21 protein-coding genes are annotated in these 25991 nt (G+C 61.6%); 14 read left to right on the top strand and 7 right to left on the bottom strand.

Features of this window, described 5'->3' with window-relative positions; all coding sequences use genetic code 11:
• Positions 1-244: 244 nt before the first annotated feature.
• On the bottom strand, positions 245-3271 hold the full coding sequence (locus ATY75_RS20535; protein WP_088938961.1) for a glycoside hydrolase family 38 C-terminal domain-containing protein: 3027 nt from the start codon (positions 3269-3271) through the stop codon (positions 245-247).
• Between the two features lie 309 nt (positions 3272-3580).
• Between ATY75_RS20535 and ATY75_RS20530 the strand changes: the two genes are divergently transcribed.
• Complete coding sequence (locus ATY75_RS20530) at positions 3581-3766, top strand: hypothetical protein (protein ID WP_088938960.1); 186 nt, start codon at positions 3581-3583, stop codon at positions 3764-3766.
• A 50-nt stretch (positions 3767-3816) separates the two neighbouring features.
• On the opposite strand, the gene ATY75_RS20525 is transcribed toward ATY75_RS20530, so the two are convergent.
• On the bottom strand, positions 3817-4269 hold the full coding sequence (locus ATY75_RS20525) for a hypothetical protein (RefSeq protein ID WP_245317608.1): 453 nt from the start codon (positions 4267-4269) through the stop codon (positions 3817-3819).
• A gap of 238 nt (positions 4270-4507) precedes the next feature.
• Here ATY75_RS20525 and ATY75_RS20520 point away from each other — a divergent pair, with 238 nt between their 5' ends.
• Positions 4508-5647, top strand: a complete 1140-nt coding sequence (locus ATY75_RS20520; RefSeq protein WP_088938958.1) for an ROK family transcriptional regulator — start codon at positions 4508-4510, stop codon at positions 5645-5647.
• Between the two features lie 30 nt (positions 5648-5677).
• Here ATY75_RS20520 and ATY75_RS20515 read toward each other — a convergent pair whose 3' ends face one another.
• A complete protein-coding gene (locus tag ATY75_RS20515) occupies positions 5678-6724 on the bottom strand; it encodes a Gfo/Idh/MocA family oxidoreductase (protein ID WP_088938979.1) in 1047 nt (348 codons plus the stop codon).
• Between the two features lie 289 nt (positions 6725-7013).
• On the opposite strand from ATY75_RS20515, the gene ATY75_RS20510 reads away from it, so the two are divergent.
• From ATY75_RS20510 to repC, 9 genes are all read left to right on the top strand, one after another.
• On the top strand, positions 7014-8312 hold the full coding sequence (locus ATY75_RS20510) for an ABC transporter substrate-binding protein (protein ID WP_088938957.1): 1299 nt from the start codon (positions 7014-7016) through the stop codon (positions 8310-8312).
• Between the two features lie 251 nt (positions 8313-8563).
• Complete coding sequence (locus tag ATY75_RS20505) at positions 8564-9493, top strand: sugar ABC transporter permease (protein ID WP_088938956.1); 930 nt, start codon at positions 8564-8566, stop codon at positions 9491-9493.
• Positions 9490-10332, top strand: coding sequence for a carbohydrate ABC transporter permease (locus ATY75_RS20500; RefSeq protein WP_088938955.1), 843 nt, complete (start codon positions 9490-9492; stop codon positions 10330-10332). The genes ATY75_RS20505 and ATY75_RS20500 overlap by 4 nt, the downstream gene beginning before the upstream one ends.
• Positions 10333-10373: 41 nt before the next feature.
• Positions 10374-11612 carry an ROK family transcriptional regulator gene (locus ATY75_RS20495; protein ID WP_088938978.1) on the top strand — a complete coding sequence of 413 codons (1239 nt, stop codon included), beginning with the start codon at positions 10374-10376 and terminating at the stop codon, positions 11610-11612.
• A gap of 46 nt (positions 11613-11658) precedes the next feature.
• The gene (locus ATY75_RS20490; RefSeq protein WP_088938954.1) at positions 11659-12513 is read left to right on the top strand and encodes a sugar phosphate isomerase/epimerase; all 855 of its coding nucleotides are present in this window, start codon (positions 11659-11661) and stop codon (positions 12511-12513) included.
• A gap of 22 nt (positions 12514-12535) precedes the next feature.
• On the top strand, positions 12536-13597 hold the full coding sequence (ugpC, locus tag ATY75_RS20485) for a sn-glycerol-3-phosphate ABC transporter ATP-binding protein UgpC (RefSeq protein ID WP_064844937.1): 1062 nt from the start codon (positions 12536-12538) through the stop codon (positions 13595-13597).
• A 241-nt stretch (positions 13598-13838) separates the two neighbouring features.
• Complete coding sequence (gene repA / locus ATY75_RS20480) at positions 13839-15047, top strand: plasmid partitioning protein RepA (RefSeq protein ID WP_088938953.1); 1209 nt, start codon at positions 13839-13841, stop codon at positions 15045-15047.
• A gap of 68 nt (positions 15048-15115) precedes the next feature.
• Complete coding sequence (gene repB / locus ATY75_RS20475; RefSeq protein WP_088938952.1) at positions 15116-16090, top strand: plasmid partitioning protein RepB; 975 nt, start codon at positions 15116-15118, stop codon at positions 16088-16090.
• A gap of 216 nt (positions 16091-16306) precedes the next feature.
• Positions 16307-17632, top strand: a complete 1326-nt coding sequence (gene repC / locus ATY75_RS20470; protein ID WP_088938951.1) for a plasmid replication protein RepC — start codon at positions 16307-16309, stop codon at positions 17630-17632.
• Here repC and ATY75_RS20465 read toward each other — a convergent pair.
• The 3 genes from ATY75_RS20465 to ATY75_RS20455 all read right to left on the bottom strand — a co-directional run bounded on the left by ATY75_RS20465 (position 17614) and on the right by ATY75_RS20455 (position 21085).
• The gene (locus ATY75_RS20465; protein WP_088938950.1) at positions 17614-19419 is read right to left on the bottom strand and encodes a methyl-accepting chemotaxis protein; all 1806 of its coding nucleotides are present in this window, start codon (positions 19417-19419) and stop codon (positions 17614-17616) included. The genes repC and ATY75_RS20465 overlap by 19 nt on opposite strands.
• Before the next feature lie 10 nt (positions 19420-19429).
• On the bottom strand, positions 19430-20416 hold the full coding sequence (locus ATY75_RS20460) for a cytochrome c peroxidase (RefSeq protein ID WP_088938949.1): 987 nt from the start codon (positions 20414-20416) through the stop codon (positions 19430-19432).
• Positions 20417-20611: 195 nt separating this feature from the next.
• The gene (locus ATY75_RS20455; protein ID WP_088938948.1) at positions 20612-21085 is read right to left on the bottom strand and encodes a ProQ/FINO family protein; all 474 of its coding nucleotides are present in this window, start codon (positions 21083-21085) and stop codon (positions 20612-20614) included.
• Between the two features lie 276 nt (positions 21086-21361).
• Between ATY75_RS20455 and panC the strand changes: the two genes are divergently transcribed.
• The 3 genes from panC to ATY75_RS20440 all read left to right on the top strand — a co-directional run bounded on the left by panC (position 21362) and on the right by ATY75_RS20440 (position 24791).
• Positions 21362-22264: a pantoate--beta-alanine ligase gene (gene panC, locus ATY75_RS20450; RefSeq protein ID WP_088938947.1), complete on the top strand. Its 903-nt coding sequence runs from the start codon at positions 21362-21364 to the stop codon at positions 22262-22264.
• On the top strand, positions 22261-23082 hold the full coding sequence (gene panB, locus ATY75_RS20445; protein WP_088938946.1) for a 3-methyl-2-oxobutanoate hydroxymethyltransferase: 822 nt from the start codon (positions 22261-22263) through the stop codon (positions 23080-23082). Before panC ends, panB begins: the two co-directional genes overlap by 4 nt.
• Before the next feature lie 305 nt (positions 23083-23387).
• Positions 23388-24791, top strand: coding sequence for a pilus assembly protein TadG-related protein (locus ATY75_RS20440; RefSeq protein ID WP_088938945.1), 1404 nt, complete (start codon positions 23388-23390; stop codon positions 24789-24791).
• A gap of 224 nt (positions 24792-25015) precedes the next feature.
• Here the strand turns inward: ATY75_RS20440 and ATY75_RS20435 are convergent, their stop codons facing one another.
• Positions 25016-25936, bottom strand: a complete 921-nt coding sequence (locus tag ATY75_RS20435) for a hydrogen peroxide-inducible genes activator (RefSeq protein WP_088938944.1) — start codon at positions 25934-25936, stop codon at positions 25016-25018.
• Between the last annotated feature and the right edge of the window lie 55 nt (positions 25937-25991).

Below are 25991 nucleotides of genomic sequence, written 5' to 3'. Positions count from 1 at the left end.
CGCCTCCGCTTCGAAGGGATCACTGTCGCCATGGCCTCGGCCCACTAACAGTCGATAAACATATAATAAAAAGTTCCCCTTTCGCCGGGCCGGGAACTTGGATGCGCGATCGGGATAGGGTGCGCTGAAAGTGGATATGGCAGCGAACCGCCCCGATTGCCCGGACCGGTTCGGATTGCACGGCGGCTCAGTTCAACACCCCGCAGCAACGAAGCAGCGAAGCGTGCTCTCCCAACGGGTTGGGTTAGGCCTTCTGCAGCTTCCAGGTCCGGATCTCAAACGGCATAATGTCGGCGGGGCCTTTCCGGTCCATCGGCTCTTCAAGAATGTTGAGCGGCTGCGAGGCCGACCATCCGGACGGCAGGGCGACAGAGAGGCGGCCGCGCCGGCCGGCGGGTTCGTAGAGGCGCAGGATCAGGCCATCGCCCTCTTCGGCCGGTTTCAGGCCCGAAAAGGCGACGGGCGTGCCGGCAACCGCGAGCGGTGTGAAAGTGCTTGTGGAGAGACCCCTGGCTTCGGTCGCCACAAGCGGCTGGTTGAGATCGATCGCCTCATCAAGCACGCTGCCTTCATGCCAGGCGCCTTCATGCGGCATCAGCGCATAGGTAAAGCTCTGCTCGCCTTCATCGGCCAACGGATCGGGATAGATCGCCCCGCGCACGAGGCTCATGCCGATCACATTGCCGCGGGCGCTGTGGCCGTATTTGGCATTGTTGAGCAGGGCGACGCCGAAACCCGGCTCGCTGATATCGACGAAACGATGGGCGACGGCCTCGAACATTGCCTGCTCCCAGGAAGTGTTGGTATGCGTCGCCCGCTCGACGATGCCGTAAGCGCATTCGAACGTTGCTTTCCGGGCCTTTACGTCGACCGGGTTGAGGGTGCGCAGCAGGGTGCGCCGGTCGTGCCAATCGATCGTCGTTTCGATGTCGAGCCGCCTGGCATTGGCCGTCAACACGTAAGTCTGGGTGACGCTCGAATTGCGATAACGATGGACGACGCGGATCGCCGCGCGGTGCGGGCCGCTTTCGACGAGGGAGATGCTTTCGGGCGTATCGAGCCGGACGGCCTTTTCGGCATAATCGGCGTCGATATCCCAGGCGTCCCAATTGCGCGGCTTGTCGGCCGGATAGACCCAGAGCTGGTTTGCCGAACCGTCGACCGCTTCGCGGCCCGTCGCCTTGTGGACAAGGCTTGCAACCGCGCCGTCCTTGCCGATGACGACGGCGAGATGGTCGTTTTCGAGGCGCCCGGGGCCGGCCTTCAGCCCGCCCGCCGGCTGCAGCGCCTGCCTGTCGAAGACCGCGACGGACAAGGGGGCAACGATATCGCCGGCCGAAACGACGGTGCCGTCGGCAAGCGTGGCGCTGACCGGCCGCGGCGCAAGCGACGGATTAACGACGATCAGAGCATCGGCAACACCGCCCTTCGGCAGATGGGACGACAGCGCCTGCACGGCCTTTGCCTGCTCGGATTTGGCGTTGTCGAGGACGCCACCGAGTTCCTGCTCCGCATCCTGGTAGACCTCGCGGATGCTCGATCCCGGCAGGATATCGTGGAATTCGTTTTTCAACACCACGCGCCAATCCGCTTCGAGGCTTTTCGGCTTGTCGGCACCCAGCATATGGGCGAGCGAAGCTAGCGTTTCGGCGGTGATCAGCGCACGCTCCGCCTGGCGGTGCTTGCGCTTGACACCGCTCTGCGTCGTCAGCGTGGCGCGGTGCAGTTCGAGATAGATCTCGCCGTCCCAGACGGGGAGGTTCTTTTCCGCCGCGGTCTGATGCGCCTTCTCATAGAAGCTTTTGACGGTGCCCCAGCGCGCCTGCGGGATGGCGGGAAAATCGCGCAGCTGCACCTCGCGCTCCACCATATCAGGCGTCACGCCGCCGCCGCCGTCCCCGTAGCCGACGGCCAGAAGCGAGGTGTCGTGCTGCACCTTGCCGCGGAAATTCTTCCATGTCGGCAGATAGCAATCTGCCTGCACGAAGCCGTTATATCCCTGCATCGGATTGTCGAAGGTGTGGGTCAGCACCTGGCTGCCGTCGAGGCCCTTCCACCAGAAGAGATCGGAAGGGATATGATTGGTCTCGCTCCAGTTGACCTTGATGGTGAAGAAGCTGTCGATGCCGCCCTGTTTCAGGATCTGCGGCAGGGCGCCGGAGAAACCGAAGCAATCCGGCAGCCAGCACACCGTATGGCGGGTGCCGAAGGTCTTTTCGAAATAACGCTGGCCATAGAGAACCTGGCGGACGAGGCTTTCGCCCGTGGGCATGTTGGTATCGGGCTCCACCCACATGCCGCCGACGGTTTCCCACTTTCCTTCGGCGACCTTCTTCTTGATCCGTTCGAGAAGCTCCGGATCCTCCTCTTCCATCTGCGCGTAATAATGGGCAGTCGACTGGTTGAAGCGGAAATCGGCCGATCGCTCCATCAGCGACAGCGCCGTGTTGAAGGTGCGCCGCATCTTTCGCCGCGTCTCGCGATAGGGCCAGAGCCAGGCGAGGTCGATATGCGCATGACCGGTCAGCAGCAGCTCGCCATTCGGCGGAAAGCGCTTCTGCAATTCCTTCAACCGCGCCGTCAGCAGCTCGAAGGCGGAAGCCGCCGAAGCACTCTGCTCGTCGGAGAGACCTGCCGGGTTCGCCTCAAGCTCCGGCAGTTCCCAGATCTTCTGCTGCATCACGGCATTGGAGGTGCGGGAGACGTAAGCCGCCGTATCCGATGGCCAGTCGAGGCTGCGCAAGGCCTGCTCGGAAGCATCGACCAGATGCGGCACGACTTCATGCTCGCCGAGCACCTCGATCGCCTCTGAAACCTGCTTCAACAGAAGATGCAGGCGATGCGCCGGGCCATCGAGCCAGATCAGCCGCGCCTTGTTCAGCCGCGGCGCCCGGTTCGGCTCCCCGAACGGAAAGCGAGCAACGCTTTCCGTCGCAATCGAAAAGCGGCGACCCTTGACCGGAAATTCCTGGTGGTAGGGATCGAGCCCGAATGTCTCGCTTTGACCATCGGGATAGCTCAGCGTGATCAGGCTCTCGCCGCCGAGATCGAGCTGCAGGCGGATATCTTCGAGCGGCCAGCCCGCCGGCGCCTCCGCATTCGCGGCAAAATGCACTACGCCCTGCCGATGCGGCCAGTCCTGATGATGAGCGATCGGCTCGCCTTCGAAGGTCCAGCCATCGATCGCAGCACTCTGTCGATCCCGCCAATGCGCCAGCTCGGCAATGCGGACTTTCAGGCGATCGAGGCGTTGGGCAATGGTCAGGGGCATGGCTTATCCTGTTCAAAAATCGGCGGCAAAAGGTCCGGAATCATGGCTTCGGGAGATGAAGATGGCGCGACAGACATCGCGAATTGCCGGCCCTCCTCCCAGCAAGCCTGCCGAGTCTTAGATTAAGTAACTTTGATTTGGCGTCAAGAGAGGAAAGCGGGACACGGCAGTCCTCGGTTTGAAGCGGCTGATTGGCCCAACGAATAACGAAATCTTGATCGTCAGCCCCGGTTACCGCTCGCCGGATCCGCACTATTTCCTTCGATTCATGCTGGAATTGCCGGTTTCGAGCATCCACGGGAGGGTAAGATGCGTCAAATTCGCAAATCATTGGCAGCCGTCGCAGCCATCATCATGGTTGCCGTCTCATCGTCCTGCACGACAAGCTCGACCGACTCAGTGCAGACGGGCTCGGTGGGATACAGCAGCGTCGACTATGGGCTGAGACCCGCCTGCCGGGACGGCTTCGGCAACGATCGCCCTTGCAGCTACTAAATCCTAAGGTCGGCCGGAGTGACATCGGGGGTGAGCCGCCGGAAGCCGCTTCAGCTTTGTCGTGAGCGTTCAAAGTAGCGATTCACGATGTCCTTGACTTCGCTTGAACTGAACCCCGGAACCCATCTGTGCGATATCGCGACGGTCCTTTCAAGAGGCTGCCGCTTGCGCAACACTTCAAGTATTTCCGGATCAGCGTCCTTGCGCACAGTCAGATAAATGAATCCCGCCCACCAGACCTGAGGGACATCCACGCGTTCGATCATCGGCCAAGGGATGCGCTTCGGCAGCCTTTGACCGGCGATGCCGTCGGGCCCGATCACCATTAGGGGCTTGGTGAAATCCACCTTCCGAGCCTTTGCCACAACATAGACGATGAGGGCGAGGAAGACGATCGCAAACAAGCCCTCTCCGACACCGCTCGTCGGCCTGCTCATTTCGATCTGCCCAAGGGCGATAAGCAAGAGGTAGACGAAACAGAGTGCCAGGACGCCAAGGATCATGAGGAGGTATCTAACGCTCCCTCGCAGAACGAGGATTGGCTGGGCGGCGTTTGGGTCACCGTCAGTGGCGGGAGAATGCTCATCGGTCATCGGTTGAATTCAACGCTCCACGTAAGTAATTCCGAGCGCATCTTAACTGTGTAGAGTCGAGGCCCTTCGTTACACCACCTACTGTAAAATCGTTACGAACACCTGCAAGCGTGATACACAACCGAATAGTGCTCTAGGAAAGGCGGTCATGCGGTATCTTCGGTCAGGGCCGCGTCGGCTTCATACCCAGGAGATGGGCGGTCCGCGCGTCAAAACGGTGGGTCTGCGGTCGGGGGAGATCGCCGACCGGAATATTCGCGTCATCCTGGAAGCGGTCCGCAGGCATGGGCCGCTGACGCGCACCGAGCTTGGCCGGCATAGCGGGCTGACCGGGCCCGGCATCACTAATATTCTGCGGCGACTGGCGGAGGAAAAGCTCGTCACCTCGAACCGGCGCAACGGCCTTGGCGGCGGCGCCACGGCGACGGAATTCGCATTGCGGCCGGAAGGCGCGTTTTCGGTCGGGGTCAAGCTTCGCCAACGGCGCGGCGAGATCGTGCTCGTCGATCTGAGCGGCCAGGTGCATGACCGGGCCTATTTCGACGTGGAGCCGACAGAAAAGGTCAGGCGGGTGCATGCGGCCGCCCGTGACATGGTCGATCGGCATGCCGACCTGCCGGTCATCGGGCTCGGCATCGCCACCAACAACTGGACGGAAGATGAGAGCGACGCGATCGCCGCCATATCGACCATCGCGCGTCCCTATGTCGAAAACGAGTGCACGGCGAGCCTTCTAGCTGAGCGCACGATCGGCAGCGCCCTTCCGGAAGGGGGGCTCGCGATGATCATCATCGACGACGACGTACAGGCGGGCTTCCTCATCCGCGGCGCGCCCTATTCCGGCGTGCACAGGCGGGCGGGCAGCATCGGCGAAATGGTGACCGGGCCCGACAATGCCCAGCTCAACACCGTCGTCGGTTTCCAGGCGCTGCGCTCGCGCATCGGCGATGACGACTTCGCCCGTCTGCTCAAGGGCGAGGAATTCTCCTGCCCCTTGCTGTCGCAATGGATCCGCGAGGCCGCCGGCCATTTGCTCGATCCGATCATCACCATGGCCGGTTTCTTCGCTCCCAGCACCGTCATGATCGGCGGAGATCTGCCGCAGGGCGTGCTCGAGGCGCTGATCCATCAGCTTTCCATCGAGCGGCGCGATACGTCGACACGCCCGATCATCACGCCGTGGATTTCGCCGATGCGGCCGGCAAGCTTCAGCGGCGGCGGCGTAGCACTCGGTGCCGCGCTCCTGCCCTTCCTCAACACCCTGCTTCTGCCGCCGGCTTCGGCGTGACGTCCAAGGCGCTACGCGCTTTGGACGGGATCAGGCGAGCGTTTCGTCCTTGTGGCTGAGATCGGAGGCCAGCGCCTTGTCGAGCACCTTCTGGATGTTGGCGGCGCGGCGGAAGGACGGTTCCTGGGTCTTGCCCGCGCGCACCGCCTGGACGAAACGCTGGTAATTGGTCTCGACGGGATCGAAGGGCACGTCGCGCCAGGTCGCCGTGTGCACGTCGTCGCCAATACAGGCGCGCAGCGTCGAGTTCCCGGTATCGTAGACCATCTCGATCGAGCCGGTTTCGCCATAGACCCTGAGGCGTAGCTGATCCATCTGGCCGGCGGCGGTGCGCGTCGCCTGGATCGTGCCGATCGCCCCGTTGGTGAAATCGACATTCATCGTGAAGCTGTCATTGGCGTCGAGATCGTACTCGCCGATCTTATGGCCCGGCACCTTATCGAAGGTCTTTAGCCGGGCGAAGACATGGGCGATGTCGAGGCCGGAACCGTAGGAGGCGAAATCGACGATATGGATGCCGATATCGCCCAGCGCGCCGTTCGACCCATGTTTCTTGCTCAGCCGCCACAGCCATTTGCTTTCGCTCTTCCAGTCGCCCCAGTGGCGGCCGACCAGCCAGCTTTGCAGGTGGGATGCCTCGACATGGCGCACCGCGCCGATTTCGCCGGCAAGCACCATCTGCCGGCCTTTCTGCAGGGCGGGCGAATTGCGATAGGTGAAATTGACCATGCCGACCTTGCCCGAACGTTCGATCGCCTCGGTCATCTCCATTGCCTTGACCGCATCGGTCGCAAGCGGCTTTTCGCAGAAGACATGCTTACCGGCGGCCACCGCCTGCAGCGTCGTCGGGTGGTGGATGCTGTCAGGCGTGACATTGGCAACCGCGTCGAATTCGCCCCAGGCGAGAGCCTCCTCGAGAGAGCTGAAATGATTGGCGATGCCATGTTCGCTGCAGAAGGCGGCAAGCCTTTCCGGCACGACATCGACACCGCCGACGACGCTGACGCCCTCGATCGCCTTGAACCGCGCGGCATGCTGGTTGGCCATGCCGCCGGTGCCGAGAATGAGTAAACGCATCTTTTCCTCCATAGAGTTTCAATTTCCGGCCGCCTCCGCAGCCGGGCAGGCCAGCCCGGGCCGTCGCGCATAATCGCGATTGCCGTGCTGTTCTTCCTCTGGAAATTGCCGGGATATGCGCTAGCTGCTGTTGATCGTCGCCAGCATCTCAACCTCCCAAGGTCTGGCTTTACAAGCTCTGGCTTGACATCAAATCAAAGTAACTTAATCTAATTAATGCAGCACGGAAATGAGGAGAGGTCAACCGACCGCCAGGCTGTATTCGTTCAAAGTGGGGAGGAGACCCATCATGAAGAGCGCCACCGTCAGCGCATTTGCGCTGAGCACAATGTTATTTTCAGCATCCGTTTCATTTGCCCAGGAACTTGCCACCAAGGACCGGATCGGCCTTGCCGATGCACCAAAATCCCTCGTCGTCCGCCTGACCAACGACAGCCCGAACAATTCCGATCCCGCCATCGCCGAGGGCTATCAGAAGCTCTTCGTCGACTTCATCAAGAAGCATCCCGACTGGAAACTGCAGATGCAGTTCATGTCCTCAGACATCGGCACCGAACAAGCCAAGATGCTGGAGCAGGCCAAGGCCGGCAATGCACCGGATTGCGCCGCCGTCGATTCCTTCGTGCTGTCGCAGTTCATGGTCAATCACGTGCTGGCCGATTTCACGCCTTATTTCTCGAAGGAAGAAGTGGACGACCTTTTCCCTTTCATCCGCAGCGGCATCACCGACAAGGACCAGACGATACGGGCCTGGTGGTGGGATACGGATTTGCGCGTGCTCTACCGCAACAAATCGATCGTCGCTGATGCGCCTGCGACCTGGGACGATCTGAAGGCAGCCGCCCTTGCCTCCACCAAGGAAGGCATGGAAGGCGTGCTCTTCAACGGCGGGCGCTGGGAGGGCACGACCTTCGACTGGCTGGCGAACTATTGGGCGCTCGGCGGCAAGCTCGTCGACGATACCGGAAAGCCGGTCTTCGGCGAAGGCGAGAACAAGGAGAAGTTCCTGAAGGCGCTCAACTATTTCAAGGATCTCGTCGATTCCGGCGCGGCTCCGAAACGCGTCAGCACCATCGCCAATTACGACGACATGAATGCCGCGGCAGCGGCCGCGACGACAGCCCTCTTCATCGGCGGCAACTGGCAATATGCGCAGCTGAAGTCCACGCTCGACGAAGATGAGTTCAAGAACTGGACCTTCTCGCCGATCCCCGGCCCGACGGCCGATCAGCGCTCGACCGGCACCGGCGGCTGGACGATCGCCTCCTTCAGCAAGGACAAGGACAAGGTCGAGATGTGCGCCAACCTGGCGCGCGAGGTTTATATGGGGCCGGCCAATGCGCTGCAGCAGCAGTTGCCGACCCGCAAATCGCTGTTCGACAAGTATGAGGTCTTCTCGACCGAAGCCAACAAGACCTTCGCCAAGGCGCTGGTCGACGGACAGGCCCGCCCGGGCGTGCCGATCTATCCGGAGATCTCCAACCAGATCCAGATCATGATGGGCGACGTGCTCTCTGGGACCAAAAAGCCGGAAGAAGCCCTGGATGCCGCATTCAGCGCGGCGATGGAGGCTTACAAGCGTCTGTGATGCTGTGGTTAGGTTCGGGAGATTGGCGAGAGCAGCCCCTCATCCGGCTGCCGCCACCTTCTCCCCGCCCGCGGGGAGAAGGGAAGATGCCGCAAGCTCTCCGTCCCTCACAAGCGCCTCGTAGGGCACGTCCCCTCTCCCCGTGAGCGGGGAGAGGGTTAGGGTGAGGGCAACTATCTCCACCGCTCCAGACAGCGGCGGCGCCTGCCTGCAGGCGCCGCCGGCTTTGCCAAGTCAGGACAGGGAAGCCAATGAGCCCAATTGCCATCGAGGCTGACAGCCCGCCTCAAAGCAGAACGTTCATGCGCCGTTTCGCCGGGGCGCCGCTGCCCTGGATCATGCCCGTGATCGTCGTCATCGGCATCTTCTACCTCTACCCCGTCATCGACGTTTTCCGGCTTTCCTTCACCAATGCGACCCTGATCGGCGACACCCAGGACTATACGCTGGGCTCGATCGTCAATGCCTTGAGCTCACCGCAGCTGCCCGACATTTTATGGGCGACGCTGATCTTCGTCGGCGGCAGCGTCATCGGCCAGCAGATCCTCGGCCTTGCAGTCGCCGTCACCGTCATTCGCGGCGAAAAACGCGGCCTGTTCGGCACCACCATCCTGAGGACGACAGCGCTGATCGCCTGGGTCGTGCCGGGCATTGCCGGCGGCATCATCTGGCAGATGCTGTTTTCCGAAGCGCCTTACGGCGCGCTGAACAGCATTCTGAGATTGCTGCATATGCCAACCGTCGCCTGGCTTTCCGATCCCGCCATGGCGCCATGGTCGACGCTGATCTCCAACATCTGGCGCGGCACGGCCTTCTCCATGGTCGTCATGTATGCGGCGCTGAAGGCGATCGATCCCTCGCTCTATGAAGCAGCCGAGGTCGATGGCGCGACGGCCTCGCAGCAGTTCTTCTTCGTCACCCTGCCGCAGCTGCGCGCCGCCATCCTCGTCAATATGATCCTCATCACCATCCAGACGGTAAACACCTTCGATGCGATCATCACGCTGACCGGCGGCGGTCCGGGGCGGGCGACGGAGGTGATCTCGCTCTACGCCTTCAACATCGTCTTCAGAAACTACGATCTCTCCGGCGGCAGTGTGCTCTCGGTGCTGATGCTGATCATCAGCCTCGGGCTTGCCTTCGTCTATGCCTCGTTCCTGCCGAAGGAGGAGGAGCAATGAGCGGGAGGACCGGAACCAGGCTTGGCGACGCCCTGAGCTATCTCTTCATGCTGGTGATGTTCGTCTTCTTCGCCGGCCCCCTCACCTATCTCCTGTCGATGGCGATGCGTGACAAGCGCGAAATCTATCGCGGCGCGGCGCGTTATATTCCTCAGAACCCGACGATCGACAATTTCATCACCGTGCTGAACAACAGCTATTTTCCGATCTATCTCTGGAACGGCCTCAAGCTCGCGGCCCTGAGCGGGATCGGCGTGCTGATCGTGGCGCTGCCCGCGGCTTACGCCTTTTCCCGCTTTCAGTTCCGCGGCAAGGGCCTGTCGATGATGGGGCTCCTGCTCTTCCAGATGATCTCGCCGCTTGTCATCATGGTGCCGCTCTACCGCTACATGAACCGGCTCGGCATGCTCGACACGCATTTTGCCGTCGTCATGGTCTATATCGCGCTCGGCGTTCCGCTGGCGACCTGGCTGTTGAAGAGTACGGTCGACGGCATTCCGCGCAGCCTCGACGAAGCCGCCATGATCGACGGCTGCAACCGGTTTTCGGTGTTCTGGCGTATCATCCTGCCCCTGTCGGCGCCGGGTATCGCTTCGGTCTTCATCATCACGGTGATCGGCGGCTGGTCGCAATTCCTTGTGCCTTTCCTGCTGCTCACCAAAAATGACCTGATGCCGATCGGCGTCGGAATCTTTAACTTCCGCGGCATGCAGACCGACTCGTCCATCCAGCTGCTTGCCGCCGCCTGCCTGATCTCGGTCGTTCCGGCGATCGTGGCCTCCCTGTCGCTCCAGAGGCTGATCCTCGGCGCGATGACCAGCGGCGCGGTGAAGGGATGAGGATCGGTTCAGTCTCGATGATTGATGAAGGATTCGACCCTATGAACCAGACACTCGGCGCCAGGCCGTCGCCCGATCTGACCGGCGCCAATGTCGAGGATGCCGGCGAGCATAACAGGGCGGTCGTCCTGCGCTGCATCCATCGCCAGGCGCCGATTTCGCGCGCCGAAATCGCGAGGCGCACCGGGTTTACCAAACCGGCCATCGCCCGCATCGTCGATCGGCTGCTGGATGAGGGGCTGATCATGGAAGCCCGCCGACGGCATGGGCTGAGAGGCCAGCCGGCGATCGAACTCGAGATCAATCCGGATGCCTGTTTTGCGATCGGCATCAACATCGACCGCGACCATCTGACGATCCTGGCGGTCGACGCCGTCGGCAATGTGCGCGCCCGCGTGCATCACGAAAAGCGCTTCATCCTGCCGGCGGAATTCCTGCAGCTGACATCAGATGCGATTTCGCATTTCCAGCGCAGCCGGCTGATCGATGATGCGCGGCTCGCCGGCATCGGCCTGGCGATGCCGGATTGGCTCGGCGAAATTTCGCTGCTCGGCAAGCCCAGGGCCTATCAGGAATGGACCGCATTCGATGTGCGCGCCGCACTGGAGAACCTGACGCAACATCCCGTTTTCATCGAAAACGAGGCCAATGCGGCAGCCCTTGCGGAGCTCGATTACGGCCTCGGCGCCGAGAGCAGCAGCTTCTTCTATATCGCCATCAATGCCTGCCCCGGCGGCGGTCTCGTGCTTGACGGCAACGGCCATCGCGGCGCCATGGGCCTCAGCGGCGAAATAGGCTGGCTTCCCATTGCCGACGGCCGGGACGAAAAGGCCCACAAGGTCCAGCTTCTCGGCGAAATATTCTCGCTGTTTTCCCTTTATGATTTTCTTGCGCGCCACGATATCGAGGTGAGTGTTCCGCACGATCTGCTGACGCTCGATGCGCATGGCAGGCGCCTGGTTTCGCAGTGGCTGAAGGAAATGAGCGCGCATCTGGCCGTCGCCGTCAAGCATATCGGCTTGATCGTCGATCCCGACGCCGTCCTCGTCGGCGGCCGGCTGCCGATCCGCATCGTCGACGAGCTGCTGCGCTATGTGCACGAGCATCTCGACCCCGAAGACACCACCCTGCCCTCGCTGCATCGCGCCTCAATTGGCGAGGATGCCTCGGCCATGGGCGCCGCCGCCATGCCGATGGCGGCGGCCCTCATGCTCGCATCGGCGGATGTGGTTCAACGCACGCGTTCGCCGCTGAAAAACATGGATCGCCTGAACAGTTGAACCGGCCGGCAAGGCGCCAGGGACTGGTGAAGATGGGAGGATTTTGATGAAGATCGGCTTTTACACCTCGACATTCAATGATCGCCCGCTTGAAGAAGTGGTGGATTTCGCGGCGTCGGCGGGGTTCGACGCGATCGAAATCGATGTCGGCGGCCATATCAAAACGCCGGATCAGGTGGAGGCAGCCGTCACGCTTGCCCGCAGCCGCAATCTCTTCGTCTCTTCGATCACCTATTTCGGCAATCAGCTCGACGCCGACCGCGACAAACGCCGGGAACTGCGGGCAAGGACCGCCGATTTTGCCGAGGCGATCGGCGAGGCCGGCGTCCCGATCTTCGTGATCTTCCCGGGCCGCGACGACAGCGCCGGCGAGGAGGCCAATTATGACGACTTCGCCGATTTCGCAAACGCGTTGATCGGAAAGACGCAGTCCTCCGGCCTCACCTTCGCGATCGAGAATTGGCCGGGACCGAAGGACCATTTTATCGGTACGACGCCGAGAGGATGGCAAGAGCTATTTCGCAGGATCGAAGATCGCCGCTTCGGCCTGGAATTCGATCCCTCACACCTCATCCGCATCGGCGTCGACCCCTATCAGGCGATGGAGGCGGTAAAAGACCGCATCGCCATCCTGCACGCCAAGGATACGGCGATCGACAATGAGGTGCTGCAGGCTGTCGGCTATCACGGCAAGGGCTGGTGGCAATACAAGCTGCCGGGGCAAGGTCTTCTCGACTGGCCGCGCTTCCTGCGCCAGGCGCGCGGGCATGGCTTTGACGGCACGCTGTCGATCGAGCACGAGGACGCCGCCTATGGCTGGCCCGGCAAGGATCTTGCTGCGCGCAAGGAGGGCGAGCGTCTCGGCCTCACTTATCTCAAAACGGTCCTGAGCGGACTTTGACGACGAATTCGGGAGGACTGTCATGGCCCATGTTTCGGTCAACAATGCGCGCAAGGATTACGGCGCGTTCAAAGCCATCAAAGGCGTATCGGTCGACATCGGCGACGGCGAGTTCGTCGTTCTGGTCGGCCCATCCGGCTGCGGAAAATCCACCCTTTTGCGGATGATCGCCGGCCTCGAAGGCATCACCTCGGGCAAGATCCAGATCGGCAAGCATATCGTCAACGAGCTTGCGCCCAAGGATCGCGACATCGCCATGGTGTTCCAGAACTACGCGCTCTATCCGCATATGACGGTCGCCAAGAATATGGGCTTTTCCCTGCGGCTGAAACGCATGCCGAGGACGGAGATCGACCAGCGGGTCGGTAATGCCGCCAAGATCCTCGGCCTCGAAAATCTTCTCGAAAGATATCCAAAGCAATTGTCCGGCGGCCAGAGGCAGCGCGTCGCCATGGGCCGGGCGATAGTGCGCGACCCGGCGGTCTTCCTGTTCGACGAGCCGCTGTCGAACCTCGACGCCAAACTCCGGGTGCAGATGCGCTCGGAGATCAAGGAACTGCATCAGCGGCTGCAGACGACCACCATCTACGTCACCCACGACCAGATCGAAGCCATGACCATGGCCGACAAGATCGTCGTCATGAAGGACGGGCTGATCGAGCAGTCGGGCTCGCCGCTGGAACTCTACGATCGGCCGAACAATCTTTTCGTCGCCGGTTTCATCGGCTCGCCGGCGATGAATTTCATCCAGGGCAGCATGACGGAAGGCGGCTTCAAAACCGCCGACGGCCTGCTGCTGCCGAGCGAGCGCCGCCCGAGCGATGCCGTGACCTATGGCATCCGGCCCGAGCATATCAGGCTTGATCCCGACGGCATCGAGGTAACGACTGTCGTCGTGGAGCCGACGGGTTCGGAAACGCTTGTTATCGTTCGGTTGGGCACACAGACGCTCACCTGCGTCTTTCGGGAACGGATCAGGGCCGCCCCTGGCGACGTGCTGAGGATCGCGCCCATCCACGACACGGTCCACCTGTTCGGGGCGGACGAACAGCGGATCACCTCCGGTGAAACCCCGCTGAACTGAGCCGGCCGATTGCCCCCTCCCCTTCGGCCGGGCGGCGGCCGGGAGCGCGTTTTCCGCGCCCCGGCCGTGAAATTTCTTGGTGCGCCGACGTCCGGGCAGCATCCGCCCAGTGCTTGAACCAGCGCTGAAAAGGTTAATATACGTTAACCTTAAAATTCTTGGCCGGCATCGGAGAATCGCGGATAATAACGGTTAGAGGGGCTTTTGATCCCGAAAATCGTTATCCGAAAGATTGCTGCCGATGAACGCTAATTTGACGGCCTTGAAGACGGCGCCGTTGCATTTCGAGGATCAGATCCTCGAGCATGGCGACGTGATTTCAAAGAAGCTGCATCTGCTCAGCGTGCAGCGCTTTCCGCCCAATGCCAAGAAGACTCTGCGCAACTTCTCCCTGGCGGAGGTCGCCAATTATGTCGGTGCCTCGCAAAGCACGCTGAAGAAGCTGCATCTCGAAGGCAAGGGCCCCTGCCCGCAGACCTCACCTTCCGGGCGGCGCTCCTATAGCGCCGAGCAGATGCTGGAGCTCCGACGCTATCTCGATGTCCACGGCCGCTCCGAGAGCCGCATGTATGTTCCCCATCGCCGCAGCCATGAGAAGCTGCAGGTACTGGCGGTCGTCAATTTCAAGGGCGGCTCGGGCAAGACGACGACGGCGGCCCATCTAGCCCAGCATCTGGCGTTGACCGGCCACCGTGTTCTGGCCGTCGATCTCGATCCGCAGGCATCGCTCTCTTCCCTGCATGGCTTCCAGCCGGAGTTCGACCAGGCCTCGTCCCTTTATGAAGCGATCCGCTACGACGGCGAGAAGAAGAAGCTCTCTGACATCATCCATAAGACGAACTTTCCAGGCCTCGATATCGTGCCGGCCAATCTCGACCTGCAGGAATATGAATACGACACGCCGCTTGCGATGGCCGACAAGTCGAGCAATGACGGCAAGACCTTCTTCACCCGCATTTCGCGGGCACTTGCCGAAGTCGATGACCGCTATGATGTCGTCGTCATCGATTGCCCGCCGCAGCTGGGTTACCTGACGCTGACGGCGCTGACGGCGGCGACCAGCGTGCTGATCACCATCCATCCGCAGATGCTCGACGTCATGTCGATGGGTCAGTTCCTGCTGATGCTCGGCGGAATCCTGAAGCCGATCCGTGCGGCCGGCGCCGAAGTGAACCTGTCCTGGTATCGCTATCTCATCACCCGCTACGAACCGACCGACGTGCCGCAGGCGCAGATGGTCGGTTTCATGTCGACGATGTTCCACGAATTCATGCTGAAGCAGCAGATGCTCAAGTCGACGGCGATCTCGGATGCCGGGATTACCAAGCAGACGCTCTACGAGGTCGAACGGTCGTCGATGAACCGGGGAACCTATGACCGGGCGCTGGAGGCGATGGACGCCGTCAACGCCGAGATCGCCGAGCTTATTCATCGAGCATGGGGGCGGTGATTTGTCGGCTGACAAATTCGCTGTTTCCTTTAACTGAATCAATTGATTGACCGCAATCGGAGGACGTGATGGCACGAAAGAATCTGCTGGAAGGGCTGACCGACATGCCCGACGAGAGTGCAGGCGCGCCGAACTATCCGATGCGCGGGGCGGGCCGGTCGCTCGTCCGCTCGCTGGACGAACTCGCCAAGCAGGCGGAAAAATTCCTGGAGGGCGAGGCGGTCGTCGATCTCGATCCCGATGTCGTCGAGGTCTCCTTCGTCAAGGACCGCCTGTCTGAAGATGACGAGGAATTCCGCGCGCTGGTCGAAGCGATCCGTGCGCGCGGCCAGGACACGCCCATTCTTGTGCGCCCCCACGCCAGGATCGACGGACACTATCAAGTGGTCTTCGGCCATCGGCGGCTGCGGGCCGCCCGCGAGCTCGGCCGCAATGTCAGGGCCGTCGTCAAGGCGATCGACGACCGCACCCATGTCATCGCCCAGGGCCAGGAGAATTCGGCCCGCGCCGATCTCACCTTCATCGAACGGGCGCTCTTCGCCGGGCGGCTGGAAGAACTGGGATACGACAGGGAGGTCATTTCGACAGCCCTTGCCGCCAATGCGGCGTCGGTCTCGAAAATGATATCGGTGATGGATCGCATCTCGCCGGAGGTCGTCCAGACGATCGGCCCCGCACCCGGCATCGGCCGCGAACGCTGGGTGGAGCTTTCGCTGCTCGCCGGCAAATCGGCCAATGCAGCAAGCGTCGCCCAGGTCCTGCAGGACGACAGCTTTCATCAGCTACCTTCCGACAAACGTTTCGAATCGCTCTATGCGGCGCTGAACAAAAGCGCGCGGCCGGTGAAGAAAACGTCAGCGGCAAGGAAGGTGAAATGGCAGCCGCGAGATAAGGCGGTTCAGGCGGAAATGAAGAATGACGGCAAGGCGTTCTCGCTCTCGATGAAAGCTAGGAATGCCGGCCGCTTCGGGGAATTTCTCTCCAGCAGGCTGGATGCGCTCTATGCGCAATTCCTCGCCGAGGAGAGCAAACAAGGAGACTGAAACCGCAAAAGAAAAAGGCCCCCAAACGACCTGAGTCGTGGAAGCCCTTCTCCTATCCTTAAGCAAGACAGAGAATCGCATTTTCACGAATCCCAGTCAAGAGTCCTGCAGCGCGACCGCCCGCGTCTTTTTAGACGCGTAAGAGACGCTACGGCACTTTTATCCTCGCATCGTTTCGGTGAGCGGATTTCTTTTGCCTGATCGAAGGTGAAGGAAATGGAGAGTGAATATGTGACGACGCCCTTCGGGCGGCGGCCGATGTCGCTTGGCATGCTGCTGAAACAGCGACGCGGCGAAGCGATCGAAGCCGGGACGAGGCGCAATAAGTGGAAGCTGTTCAGATCGGTCTGCGAGGCCCGAGCGGGTCTCGGTGTCAGCGATCGGGCACTGACGGTGCTCGATGCGCTGCTGACATTTTTTCCCGACGACGAGCTGTCCCGTGAAAAAGGACTGGTCGTCTTTCCCTCGAACATGCAGCTTTGCCTCAGGGCACGCGGCATGGCGGCCGCGACATTGCGCCGGCATCTCGCCGGTCTGGTCGAGGCCGGACTCATCTCCCGCAAGGACAGTCCGAACGGCAAGCGCTATATCAGGCGCAACAGGGAAGGCGGGGTCGACGAGGCCTATGGCTTCAGCCTGGCGCCGCTTCTTGCCCGCGCCACCGAGATCGAAACGGTTGCCGCCCGCATTGCCGCCGACCGGCAGATGCTGCGCGCAATGAAAGAGCGGCTGACCATCTGCCGGCGCGATATCGCCAAGCTCGTTTCCGCCGCCATCGAAGAAGCGGTTCCCGGCGACTGGGAGCATGTCTCTTCGATGTTTCATGCACTGCTGCAGCGCATCCCGAGGACAGCAACACTCGAAAGCCTCCAGCCGATCCTGGAAGAGCTTGAGACGATCCGCCTTGCAGTCGTCAAAACGTTGGAATCTCGAGAGAAAACTCGAATGACGAGCACCAATGAATCCCGGATTGAGCGTCACATACAGAATTCGAATCCCGAATCCACATCTGAATCTGAACCGGGTTTGGAAACGGGGCAGGAGGCGGAACGGGATCAAGAGCCGAGGACCGGCAGCCGTGAACCCGGAATTGCCGGAAAGGACGGGGAGGGATCGCGGGCCATTGCCCGGGCAAATGCAGGGGGATCGAAATCCTTCCCGCTCGCCACGGTTCTCCAGGCCTGCCCTGACATCGTCGACTACGGACCCGGCGGAGCGATCGCCAGTTGGCGGGATCTGATGACGGCGGCGGCCGTCGTGCGCTCGATGCTGGCCGTCGGTTCGTCGGCCTATGAGGAAGCGGCCTTGGTTATGGGATTAGAGAACACCGCAATTGTCATGGCCTGCATTCTGCAGCGGGGAGGGCACATCAACTCCGCCGGCGGTTATCTCAGGGACCTCACGCGGCGCGCCGAACGCGGCGAATTCGTGATCGGCCCGATGCTGACGGCTCTCTTGCGGGCGAGGGACCCGTTATCTCACCAAGCCGGCGCCTCGGCCCGACGATGGGAACAGAGCGGCGCTCAAGCGGCGTCGCGATAGGTCCCCGTGCCAGGCGCCGCCCTGCCCAATTCGAACTGGGTGACCAATTCGCGCAGGCGTTCGGCCTCGCTCGCCAACGTGACGCTGGCCGCCGTGGTTTCCTCCACCATTGCGGCATTCTGCTGGGTCACCTGGTCGAGCTGGTGCATGGCCGCATTGACTTCCGACAGGTTGGTGGACTGCTCCCGCGCCGCGCCTGCCAGTGCTTCCATGAAACGGTTGATATCGACGATGAAGCGGCCGATGTCGCCAAGGGCTGCGCCGGTCTGGCTGACCAGTTCGACACCGGTGCTGACCTTGGCGGATGCCCGCCCGATCAGATCCTTGATCTCCTTGGCCGCCTGGGCCGAGCGTTGCGCGAGTTCGCGCACTTCCTGGGCGACGACGGCAAAACCCTTGCCGGCCTCGCCGGCCCGGGCCGCCTCGACGCCGGCATTCAGCGCCAGGAGGTTGGTCTGGAAGGCAATCTGGTCGATGACGGCGATGATATTGTTGATCTGCTTCGACGATTCCTCGATCTGCCCCATGGCCTCGACCGTCTGGGCCACCACCTTGCCCGATGCCATGGCGCTGCGATTGGCGCTGTCGGCGACGCCGCGGGCCTCGTCGGCGATCTTGGAGGCTTCCGTCACTTTGGCAGTCACGGCGCTCAACGCCGCAGCGGTCTGTTCGAGCGTCGCCGCCTGCCGCTCGGTGCGGCCGGAGAGTTCGTTGGAGCCGTTGCTGATCTCGCGGGTGCCGGAGTTGATGATCGATACGCTTTCGGAGACGGAAAGCAGCGTGCCGCCGAGCTGCTCGACGGAGGCGTTGAAATCATGCCGGAGCGGTTCGAATTCCGCCGCGAACCGGTCTGCGAGCTTGAAAGCGAGGTCACCCTCGGCGAGCCGCTTCAGCCCGGCCGCCAGGCCCGACGTGGCGACCGTTAGCCGCTCGGCCGCGCTCGCCTCCGCCTGCTCTTGATCCGCCAGCCGGTTTGCTTCCGCCAGCCGCCGGTTCTGCTCCGCCTCGTTTTCGAGCCGGGTGCGGGCGATGGCGTTCTGACGGAAGACTTCCACCGAACCGGCCATCAGGCCGATCTCGTCGCGGCGCCCCGCATAGGGGATTGCCTTGTCGGTCTCGCCGCCTGCGAGTTCCTGCATGGATTGGGTGATGCGCTGGATCGGGCGCGACACATGCCGGGCAATGGCGATCAGGATGCCGAGGCCGAGGATCGCGGCAAGGCCCGCCAAGGCCAATTCGATTTCGATCTTCGTCTCCAGCGCGCTGCCGGCTTCAGCCACACTCTCCGTCGCGATCTTATCGACGATAGCGTTGACGGCGGCAATCCCGCTCAGGATCGCCTGCTGCGAGCGCGCCAGCTTTTCGGCCGTCGGCACCTCGTCCGCCTGCTCCAGGCCAAGGCTGATCCTGACATCCTTTTCCCAGACCTCATGCGCCTCGCCGAGCGATCGCACGCCTTCGGTCAGCGAAGCTGCCAGGTCGACGCGGCCAAGCTCATCGAGCGATTGCGAGAGCGCGCCGTCGGTCGCGTCGAATTCCGCCTTGACCTCGGTCGCCGGCACGAAATTCGTCATCGACAGCACCCGGTCGACAACTGATGTGGCCTGTCTGAACTGCTGTTCGATATGCGCGGAGGCCAGCTTGGCGTTCACCGCCTCCTGCACCACCGCGGCGACCCGGGTCTGGCCGGTGATTGCCTGGTAGCCGATCAGGAATGCGCTGCCGAAGCCGACGACGATCGTGGCCACCATCGGCACGAGAATCTGCATGCGTATGGAGAGTTTCATTGCCTGCACCTCAGTTCGGCAGCGTCGGCAAGGGGATGTCTTGCTTTTCCGCGGTCAAAGTTCCCAGAAAGGCGACCAGATCCTTGCTCTCCTCTTCCGTCAGCAGGAAGGGCGACATCGCCGGATCGAGTGACGGACGGCTGACACCGCCACTTTCATAGTGGACGATCACCTCGTCCATGCTCTTCAGGCTGCCATCGTGCATATAGGGACCACGGTAGAGCGTGTTGCGCAGGCCGGGTGTCTTGAAAGCATATTTATTGCCAGGGCTGCTCGCGTCGATCTTGTAGCGGCCGATATCCTCACTCGGCAGGCCGATGTCATGGAACTTGTTGTCGGTAAAATTCCAGCCCGAATGGCAGGCGGAACAGCCGGCCGTGCCGGTGAACAGCTCGAAGCCGCGCTTGGCGCTGTCGGAGACCGCTTTCTCGTCGCCATCCACCCAGCGGTCGAAGGGCGACCAGTTGGAAACCACCGTCCGCTCATAGGTGGCGATGGCCGTCAGCAGCGTCTCCTTGCTGATGCCCTTATCGGGAAAGACCTCGCCGAACCACTTCTTGTAGTCGGGTATATCCTGCATTTCGCTCACGGCGTCGTCGAGCTTGCCGTTCATTTCGGCGGCTGCGGTGATCGGGCCCGCCGCCTGCTGCTCCAGGTTCGGCGCACGGCCGTCCCAGAAGAAGGGCGACACCCAGGCAACGTTCAAAACCGTTGGCGCCTGGCGCCCGAGCGCGGTATTGGCCGCGCCGATCGGCGTCTTCACAGGCGTCTCGAAGCCGAAGGACGGATTATGACAGCTGGCGCAGGTCATGTTCTTGTTGCCGGAAAGCCGGGGGTCGAAGAACAGCATCTTGCCGAGCGTCGCCAATTGCGGAGAATAGGCCGTCACCCCCTGGAAAGGAACTGTCAGCGGCCGTTTATAGGCGGAAAGATCGGCGGCCGCGCCGGGCTCTGCTGCGGCCAATGCGAAGAGGGAAGTTGCAATCAGAAAACGCATGGCATTAGCAAATCCGAACCGGGTTGTGGTTGGTGCTAAAATTAGCGCAATTGCATTAATGCTCTGTAAAGCAAAATATACCTGAGGAGGACACGAAGGTTTTGACGAATCGACACGGCGATCGTCTATAAGCCGCAGACCATCCCCTCATTTGAACAAGCGGCGCTCTATTCTTCGATCCAGCACTATACGGATCTAGCTGACGGCGTTCCTTTTGCCGAGCAGGGCCGCGCGGATCTGTTCGCTTTTGCTCAGCAGGGGAGGGGGAACCGGTGCGGGCTGCTCGGGCGCTTCGGCTTTGCTGGTGCTCTGCTTGAGGCTCAGGAAGCGCTTTTGCGCGACGAGCCGATCTTCGGGCGACAGCGGTTCGACGGGTTCGCCGGCAAGGTCATGGCGCATGGCATCGGGTTGGGCGCTGGCGAAATAGTAGCGTCGGCAGTGGACGTAGGCGGCGGTGGCCCGCCGCAGCGCCGTGACGCCGGCATCAGGTTTCAGCAGCGGACGGAGTTCATTGAAAAGACCGACGGCAAAAGGGCGGATCGGATCTCCCGCTTTGGCCGGAAGCACGGCGACCGGCCGGATCAACAGCATGTTGATCGCGGTTGCCTTCTCCACGTCGAGTTCGGTTGCCGCAATCGGTCCGCGGCTGATCTTCCAGGGCTTGTCCATGCGTCCTCCATGTAACGTCCATAGCGACCGACTATGATGGTATCTTGACGGATAGGGCGAGCCATGGAAGTCGCACATCGCCGGTCCGCCTGCAAGCGGCTCGGAAGCGGTGCGGGAACCCCATGGCGAAATGCCGTTTTCCCGGGCCGATATCGCTCGGTGTTCGGCATGCCGTTCCATCTAATCGTTTTTATCGCAGAATATGCATTGACCTCCAGCATCGATTACAGTCCTTATCCGCGCCCAAGATGGAGTGACCGGCAGCGGGGAGGATATATGCGGGTTTTCTCGAGCATTGATGAATTGCGCCACACGCTCGATGCGCTGAAGCGGCAGGGGCGCACGGTCGGCCTCGTTCCGACGATGGGCTATCTTCATGCCGGTCATATGGAACTCGTCTCGCGCGCCCGCGCCGAGAACGACATCGTCGTCGTTTCGATTTTCGTCAATCCGCTGCAGTTCGGCCCGGCCGAAGACCTGAGCAAATATCCGCGCGATCTGGAACGCGACGCAGCCATGCTGAAGCAGGCCGGGGTCAATTTCCTTTTTTCGCCCGGCGTCGAGGATATGTATCCCCGGCCCATGCTGACCGTGGTCGACGTTCCCGATCTCGGGCATGAACTCGAAGGGGCAGTCCGGCCCGGGCACTTTGCCGGCGTCGCCACCGTCGTCAACAAGCTTTTCAACATCGTGCAGCCGCAGACCGCCTATTTCGGAGAGAAGGACTACCAGCAGGTCGTCATCATCAAACGAATGGTCGATGATCTGGCTGTACCGGTGCGGGTGATATCGGTGCCGACCGTCAGGGACGGCGACGGCCTCGCATTGTCGTCGCGCAATGTCTATCTCAGTGCCGAGGAGCGACGTGCCGCTGCGATCGTCCCGCAGACCCTCGACGAGGCGGAGCGCCTGGTTGCCGACGGCCTGACGGATGCCAAGGAATTAGAAGCGAAGCTCATGGAATTCCTCGGTCGCGAACCTTTGGCAAAGCCCGAAGTCGTCGCCGTCAGAGACGCTTCGACGCTTGAGCCGGTCGGCTCGATCGAAGAGCCCGTCGTCGTGGCGCTGTTCGTCCGGTTCGGCTCGACGCGGCTCCTCGACAACCGGGTGGTCCGCAGCAACCGGATTGCCGGGGTTATCGGCGGGAAGGGCCAGCCGGGAAGGGGAGTGACGAAATGAGCGCGACCGGATCTCAAAAGCGCCTGACGCCGACGCGCATCTGCGCCATGAAGGGTGGCAAGCCGATCGTCTGCCTGACCGCCTATACGACGCCGATGGCGCGCCTCCTCGATGAGCATTGCGACCTGCTGCTGGTCGGGGATTCGCTCGGCATGGTGCTCTACGGCATGGAGACCACCATCGGCGTCACACTCGACATGATGATCGCCCATGGCAAGGCTGTGATGCGCGGCGTCAGCAAGGCTTGCGTCGTCGTCGACATGCCGTTCGGCAGTTATCAGGAATCGAAAGAGGTTGCCTTCCGCAATGCCATCCGCATCCTGCAGGAAACCGGCTGCGATGCCGTCAAGCTGGAGGGCGGCGAGGAGATGGCCGAGACCATCGCCTTTCTGACCAAGCGAGGCGTCCCGGTCATGGGGCATATCGGCCTGATGCCGCAGCAGGTTCATACCGCCGGAGGCTATCGTTCCGTCGGCCATTCCGAGCACGAGACGTCGAAGATCCGGCGCGACGCGCACGCCATCGGCGGCTCTGGCGCCTTTGCGGCCGTCATCGAAGGCACGGTGGAGCCGCTTGCCCGGGAGGTGACCTCAGCCATGCACATACCGACCATCGGTATCGGCGCCTCTTCCGCCTGCGACGGCCAGGTTCTGGTGTCCGACGACATTCTGGGGCTCTTCAACGATTTCACCCCGCGTTTCGTCAAGCGTTACGACGAGCTCGGCAAGAGGATCGCGGCGGCGGCGGCGGCCTATGCCGACGAAGTCCGGTCGCGAAAATTTCCGGCAGCCGAGCATACGTTCAAACGGCGCCCGTAAGGCGAGGGGCTGAGCCCGGTTGCATGCAGCCGGCGCGTCGATCGATACGCGCCACAGAGCGGGTTCGATGTTCGTTTGAGAGCCCGGCCGAGTGACGCCACCGGCTTGAAGCCTTCCCGGCGAAGGCGATAAAGCGCGTCGATCCGCGCCAAGATATCCAGAATTAGAGCGGTCTATACGATTCGCGCCAGAAAATTTCCCCTATTGTTCCCACACGGCCTGGCATTTCCTGGTCGTTAATGGTGCCGCCGTAGCCCTACCTCGGGAGGACATGAGAAAACTAAAGATATTTTGAGCCGATTGATATGACACGCCATTTCTTTTCCCTTTCCCGCCTGACCGACAATCGCGACGGAGCCGTCGCAATCATCTTCATTTTGGTCGCGGTGCCTCTGCTTCTCGCAGTCGGCGCCTCCATCGATTTCATCAGAGCTTACAACGACCGAATAGATTTGCAGTCGGCCGCAGATTCCGCAGTGCTCGCGGCTGCATCGAAATATAAGCATGGGATGCCGGAGGCGAATATCTCGAGCACGGTCAGCGCCTTCCTGTCGGCGAATGGGGCGCCCAAGACAGCCATCGCCGGCAAACCGGAAGTGTCGAGCGACGAAGCGGAACTATGCCTCGACGTCGCGGACGCCGTCCCCACTACGTTCATGCAAGTGGCCAATATCCAGTCAGTTCCGATCAGTATCAGGTCCTGCGCAGCCTTGCCGGGGGTGAAGCAATTGGAGATCGCGCTGGTTCTCGACGTGTCGAGTTCGATGATCGAGGAGAACCGTTTCGCACCGATGCAAACCGCGGTCAGCGGCTTTCTGCATGCCTTCTCGTCCAACGCCGCGCTCGTCGACAAAACCAAAATCTCGATCGTGCCTTTTTCCAGCCGCGTCAACATCGGCATGGGGAATACGGCCTGGCTCCAATCGTATAATGGAGCAGCTGCGGTTCCCAAACGCTGGACCGATCCGAAATCCGTCTACACTTCCTCCAGCTATAAGCTCGGTTATTGGATCGACGGCGTTACGCCGGTTATGTCCACATCCACAAATTACTACTGGATGGGTTGCATCGAGCCCCGTGCCGATGTCGAGGTCAGGGATGCCGGCGCAATCGGCGCCTATGGTGTCAGCGATTCGCTGCCGACCACATCCGCTTTCGTCGCGATGGACGCCAATCCCAAATCGGCAACGAGCTTCTGTCCGCCGCCGATCACGCCGCTGACCGGCGACTTCACCTATCTGAAAAACGTCGTGACCCAGCTGACATCCGAAGGCTCCACCCGCCTGGACGCCGGCGTGGTCGCGGGATGGTACACCTTGTCGCCGAAATGGAAGGGCGTGTGGGGCGACAAGTCCTCGCCGGCGGTCGCATCCGATTCCGTGCAGAAAGTCATGGTGTTCATGACCGACGGCGAGATGAACACGAAATATGACCCGAACGGCAAGTTCGATTGGATCTGCTCTCAATCGCCATCGTCAGCCTGCAACAAGGTCGCCACCTCCGCGATGCAGGCCGCATGCTCGGCGATGAAGAAGAGCGGCATCGAAATCTATACGCTGTCTTATAGCAGCGATGCCGATGTGGTGAACATTCGCAACTGCGCCACCAATACCGCACATTTTTTCACCGCATCACCGGCCACCATCAAGACCGTCTACGAGACGATCGCCGCTGCCATTCGCGGGGATACGTTGCGGCTGACACAGTAGTCGCCGAGGCTGACGCTTGCGGCCCAAGACCCCTGCCCAACCCCTCCCCACAAGAGGGAGGGGCTAATGTGCCGCACCGTTTCACGTAGCCTCGACTATGGCAATCCGTTGAACGGTCGCGGCGAGCAAGTCCTCGCCTTTTGGTCTCGGCCTGGGCCGCAGGTTAAGTCCCTCCCCGTTGTGGGGAGGGGTTGGGGAGGGGTCTTAGTTGCAAACAAAACCCATCATCCATCACCCCCAGCACACTGCCCTCGCATCGCCTCCGCCGAGCGGCGAACCGCCTCGGAGACCTGCAGGAGCTGTTTGGCCATGGGGGTGGAATTGCGCCAGACCATGCCGATCGTTCGCGACGGCTGCGGAGACTGGAAGCGGGAGATCGAAACCTGCGCCGAGCGTGTTTCGATCGGAACGGCCATTTCCGGGATCAAGGTAATGCCGATTCCGGCGCTGACCATCTGGACCAGGGTGGAGAGCGAGCTGCCTTCCATGACTTCGCGCGGGCGGGCCGGCCCGATCTTGCAGAACGACAGCGCCTGATCGCGGAAGCAGTGGCCTTCTTCCAACAGCAGCAGCCGCATCTCGCGTAGCGCTTCGCGTTCGGGCACCGGCTTGCCTTCGTCTTCGGGCCGCCGCACCAGCACGAACTCCTCCTTGAAGAGTTCGAACTCGGTCAGCGACGGTTCCGACACCGGTAGCGCGACGATCGCCGTATCCAGTTGGCCTTGCGCCAGCTCCTGAACCAGCTTTGCCGTCTGCGTCTCGCGCACTTCGATCTGAATGCCGGCGAAAGTTTTGTTCAGATCGTTTATGATAACCGGCAGCAGGTAGGGGGCGATCGTCGGAATGATACCGATGCGCAGCCGTGTCAGGAAGGAATCGCGTGAGGCGCGCGCCAATTCCCCCAGCTCGTCCACGGCGCGCAGGATCTCGCGGACCCTCAGAGCGAAGGTCTGGCCGAAGGCCGTCAGTTTCACCTCGCGCGCGCTGCGCTCGAAAAGCTCGCTGCCCAACTCCTGCTCAAGTTCTTTGATCTGCATGGAGAGGGCCGGCTGGGAAATGGCGCAGGCCTCGGCAGCGCGCCGGAAGCGCCCATCCCTTGCGAGGGCTTCAAAATAACGCAGCTGTTTCAGGGTCAGGTTCTTCATAAGCTCAACTTATCGCAGCAATCAGTAAATCCAACTTAAAATTATCATATGCTTC

It is taken from the genome of Rhizobium sp. N122 (assembly GCF_002211295.1).
Lineage (GTDB): Bacteria > Pseudomonadota > Alphaproteobacteria > Rhizobiales > Rhizobiaceae > Rhizobium.
The sequence above is the reverse complement of the archived record's forward strand: the minus strand, read 5'-3'. Positions and strand labels throughout refer to the sequence as shown.

Excerpts from the sequence above, each read along its gene's own strand:
- ATY75_RS20535 (WP_088938961.1), bottom strand. The coding sequence starts at position 3,271 with ATGCCCCTGACCATTGCCCAACGCCTCGATCGCCTGAAAGTCCGCATT.
- ATY75_RS20530 (WP_088938960.1), top strand. The coding sequence starts at position 3,581 with ATGCGTCAAATTCGCAAATCATTGGCAGCCGTCGCAGCCATCATCATG.
- ATY75_RS20525 (WP_245317608.1), bottom strand. The coding sequence starts at position 4,269 with ATGATCCTTGGCGTCCTGGCACTCTGTTTCGTCTACCTCTTGCTTATC.
- ATY75_RS20520 (WP_088938958.1), top strand. The coding sequence starts at position 4,508 with ATGCGGTATCTTCGGTCAGGGCCGCGTCGGCTTCATACCCAGGAGATG.
- ATY75_RS20515 (WP_088938979.1), bottom strand. The coding sequence starts at position 6,724 with ATGCGTTTACTCATTCTCGGCACCGGCGGCATGGCCAACCAGCATGCC.
- ATY75_RS20510 (WP_088938957.1), top strand. The coding sequence starts at position 7,014 with ATGAAGAGCGCCACCGTCAGCGCATTTGCGCTGAGCACAATGTTATTT.
- ATY75_RS20505 (WP_088938956.1), top strand. The coding sequence starts at position 8,564 with ATGAGCCCAATTGCCATCGAGGCTGACAGCCCGCCTCAAAGCAGAACG.
- ATY75_RS20500 (WP_088938955.1), top strand. The coding sequence starts at position 9,490 with ATGAGCGGGAGGACCGGAACCAGGCTTGGCGACGCCCTGAGCTATCTC.
- ATY75_RS20495 (WP_088938978.1), top strand. The coding sequence starts at position 10,374 with ATGAACCAGACACTCGGCGCCAGGCCGTCGCCCGATCTGACCGGCGCC.
- ATY75_RS20490 (WP_088938954.1), top strand. The coding sequence starts at position 11,659 with ATGAAGATCGGCTTTTACACCTCGACATTCAATGATCGCCCGCTTGAA.
- ugpC (WP_064844937.1), top strand. The coding sequence starts at position 12,536 with ATGGCCCATGTTTCGGTCAACAATGCGCGCAAGGATTACGGCGCGTTC.
- repA (WP_088938953.1), top strand. The coding sequence starts at position 13,839 with ATGAACGCTAATTTGACGGCCTTGAAGACGGCGCCGTTGCATTTCGAG.
- repB (WP_088938952.1), top strand. The coding sequence starts at position 15,116 with ATGGCACGAAAGAATCTGCTGGAAGGGCTGACCGACATGCCCGACGAG.
- repC (WP_088938951.1), top strand. The coding sequence starts at position 16,307 with ATGGAGAGTGAATATGTGACGACGCCCTTCGGGCGGCGGCCGATGTCG.
- ATY75_RS20465 (WP_088938950.1), bottom strand. The coding sequence starts at position 19,419 with ATGAAACTCTCCATACGCATGCAGATTCTCGTGCCGATGGTGGCCACG.
- ATY75_RS20460 (WP_088938949.1), bottom strand. The coding sequence starts at position 20,416 with ATGCGTTTTCTGATTGCAACTTCCCTCTTCGCATTGGCCGCAGCAGAG.
- ATY75_RS20455 (WP_088938948.1), bottom strand. The coding sequence starts at position 21,085 with ATGGACAAGCCCTGGAAGATCAGCCGCGGACCGATTGCGGCAACCGAA.
- panC (WP_088938947.1), top strand. The coding sequence starts at position 21,362 with ATGCGGGTTTTCTCGAGCATTGATGAATTGCGCCACACGCTCGATGCG.
- panB (WP_088938946.1), top strand. The coding sequence starts at position 22,261 with ATGAGCGCGACCGGATCTCAAAAGCGCCTGACGCCGACGCGCATCTGC.
- ATY75_RS20440 (WP_088938945.1), top strand. The coding sequence starts at position 23,388 with ATGACACGCCATTTCTTTTCCCTTTCCCGCCTGACCGACAATCGCGAC.
- ATY75_RS20435 (WP_088938944.1), bottom strand. The coding sequence starts at position 25,936 with ATGAAGAACCTGACCCTGAAACAGCTGCGTTATTTTGAAGCCCTCGCA.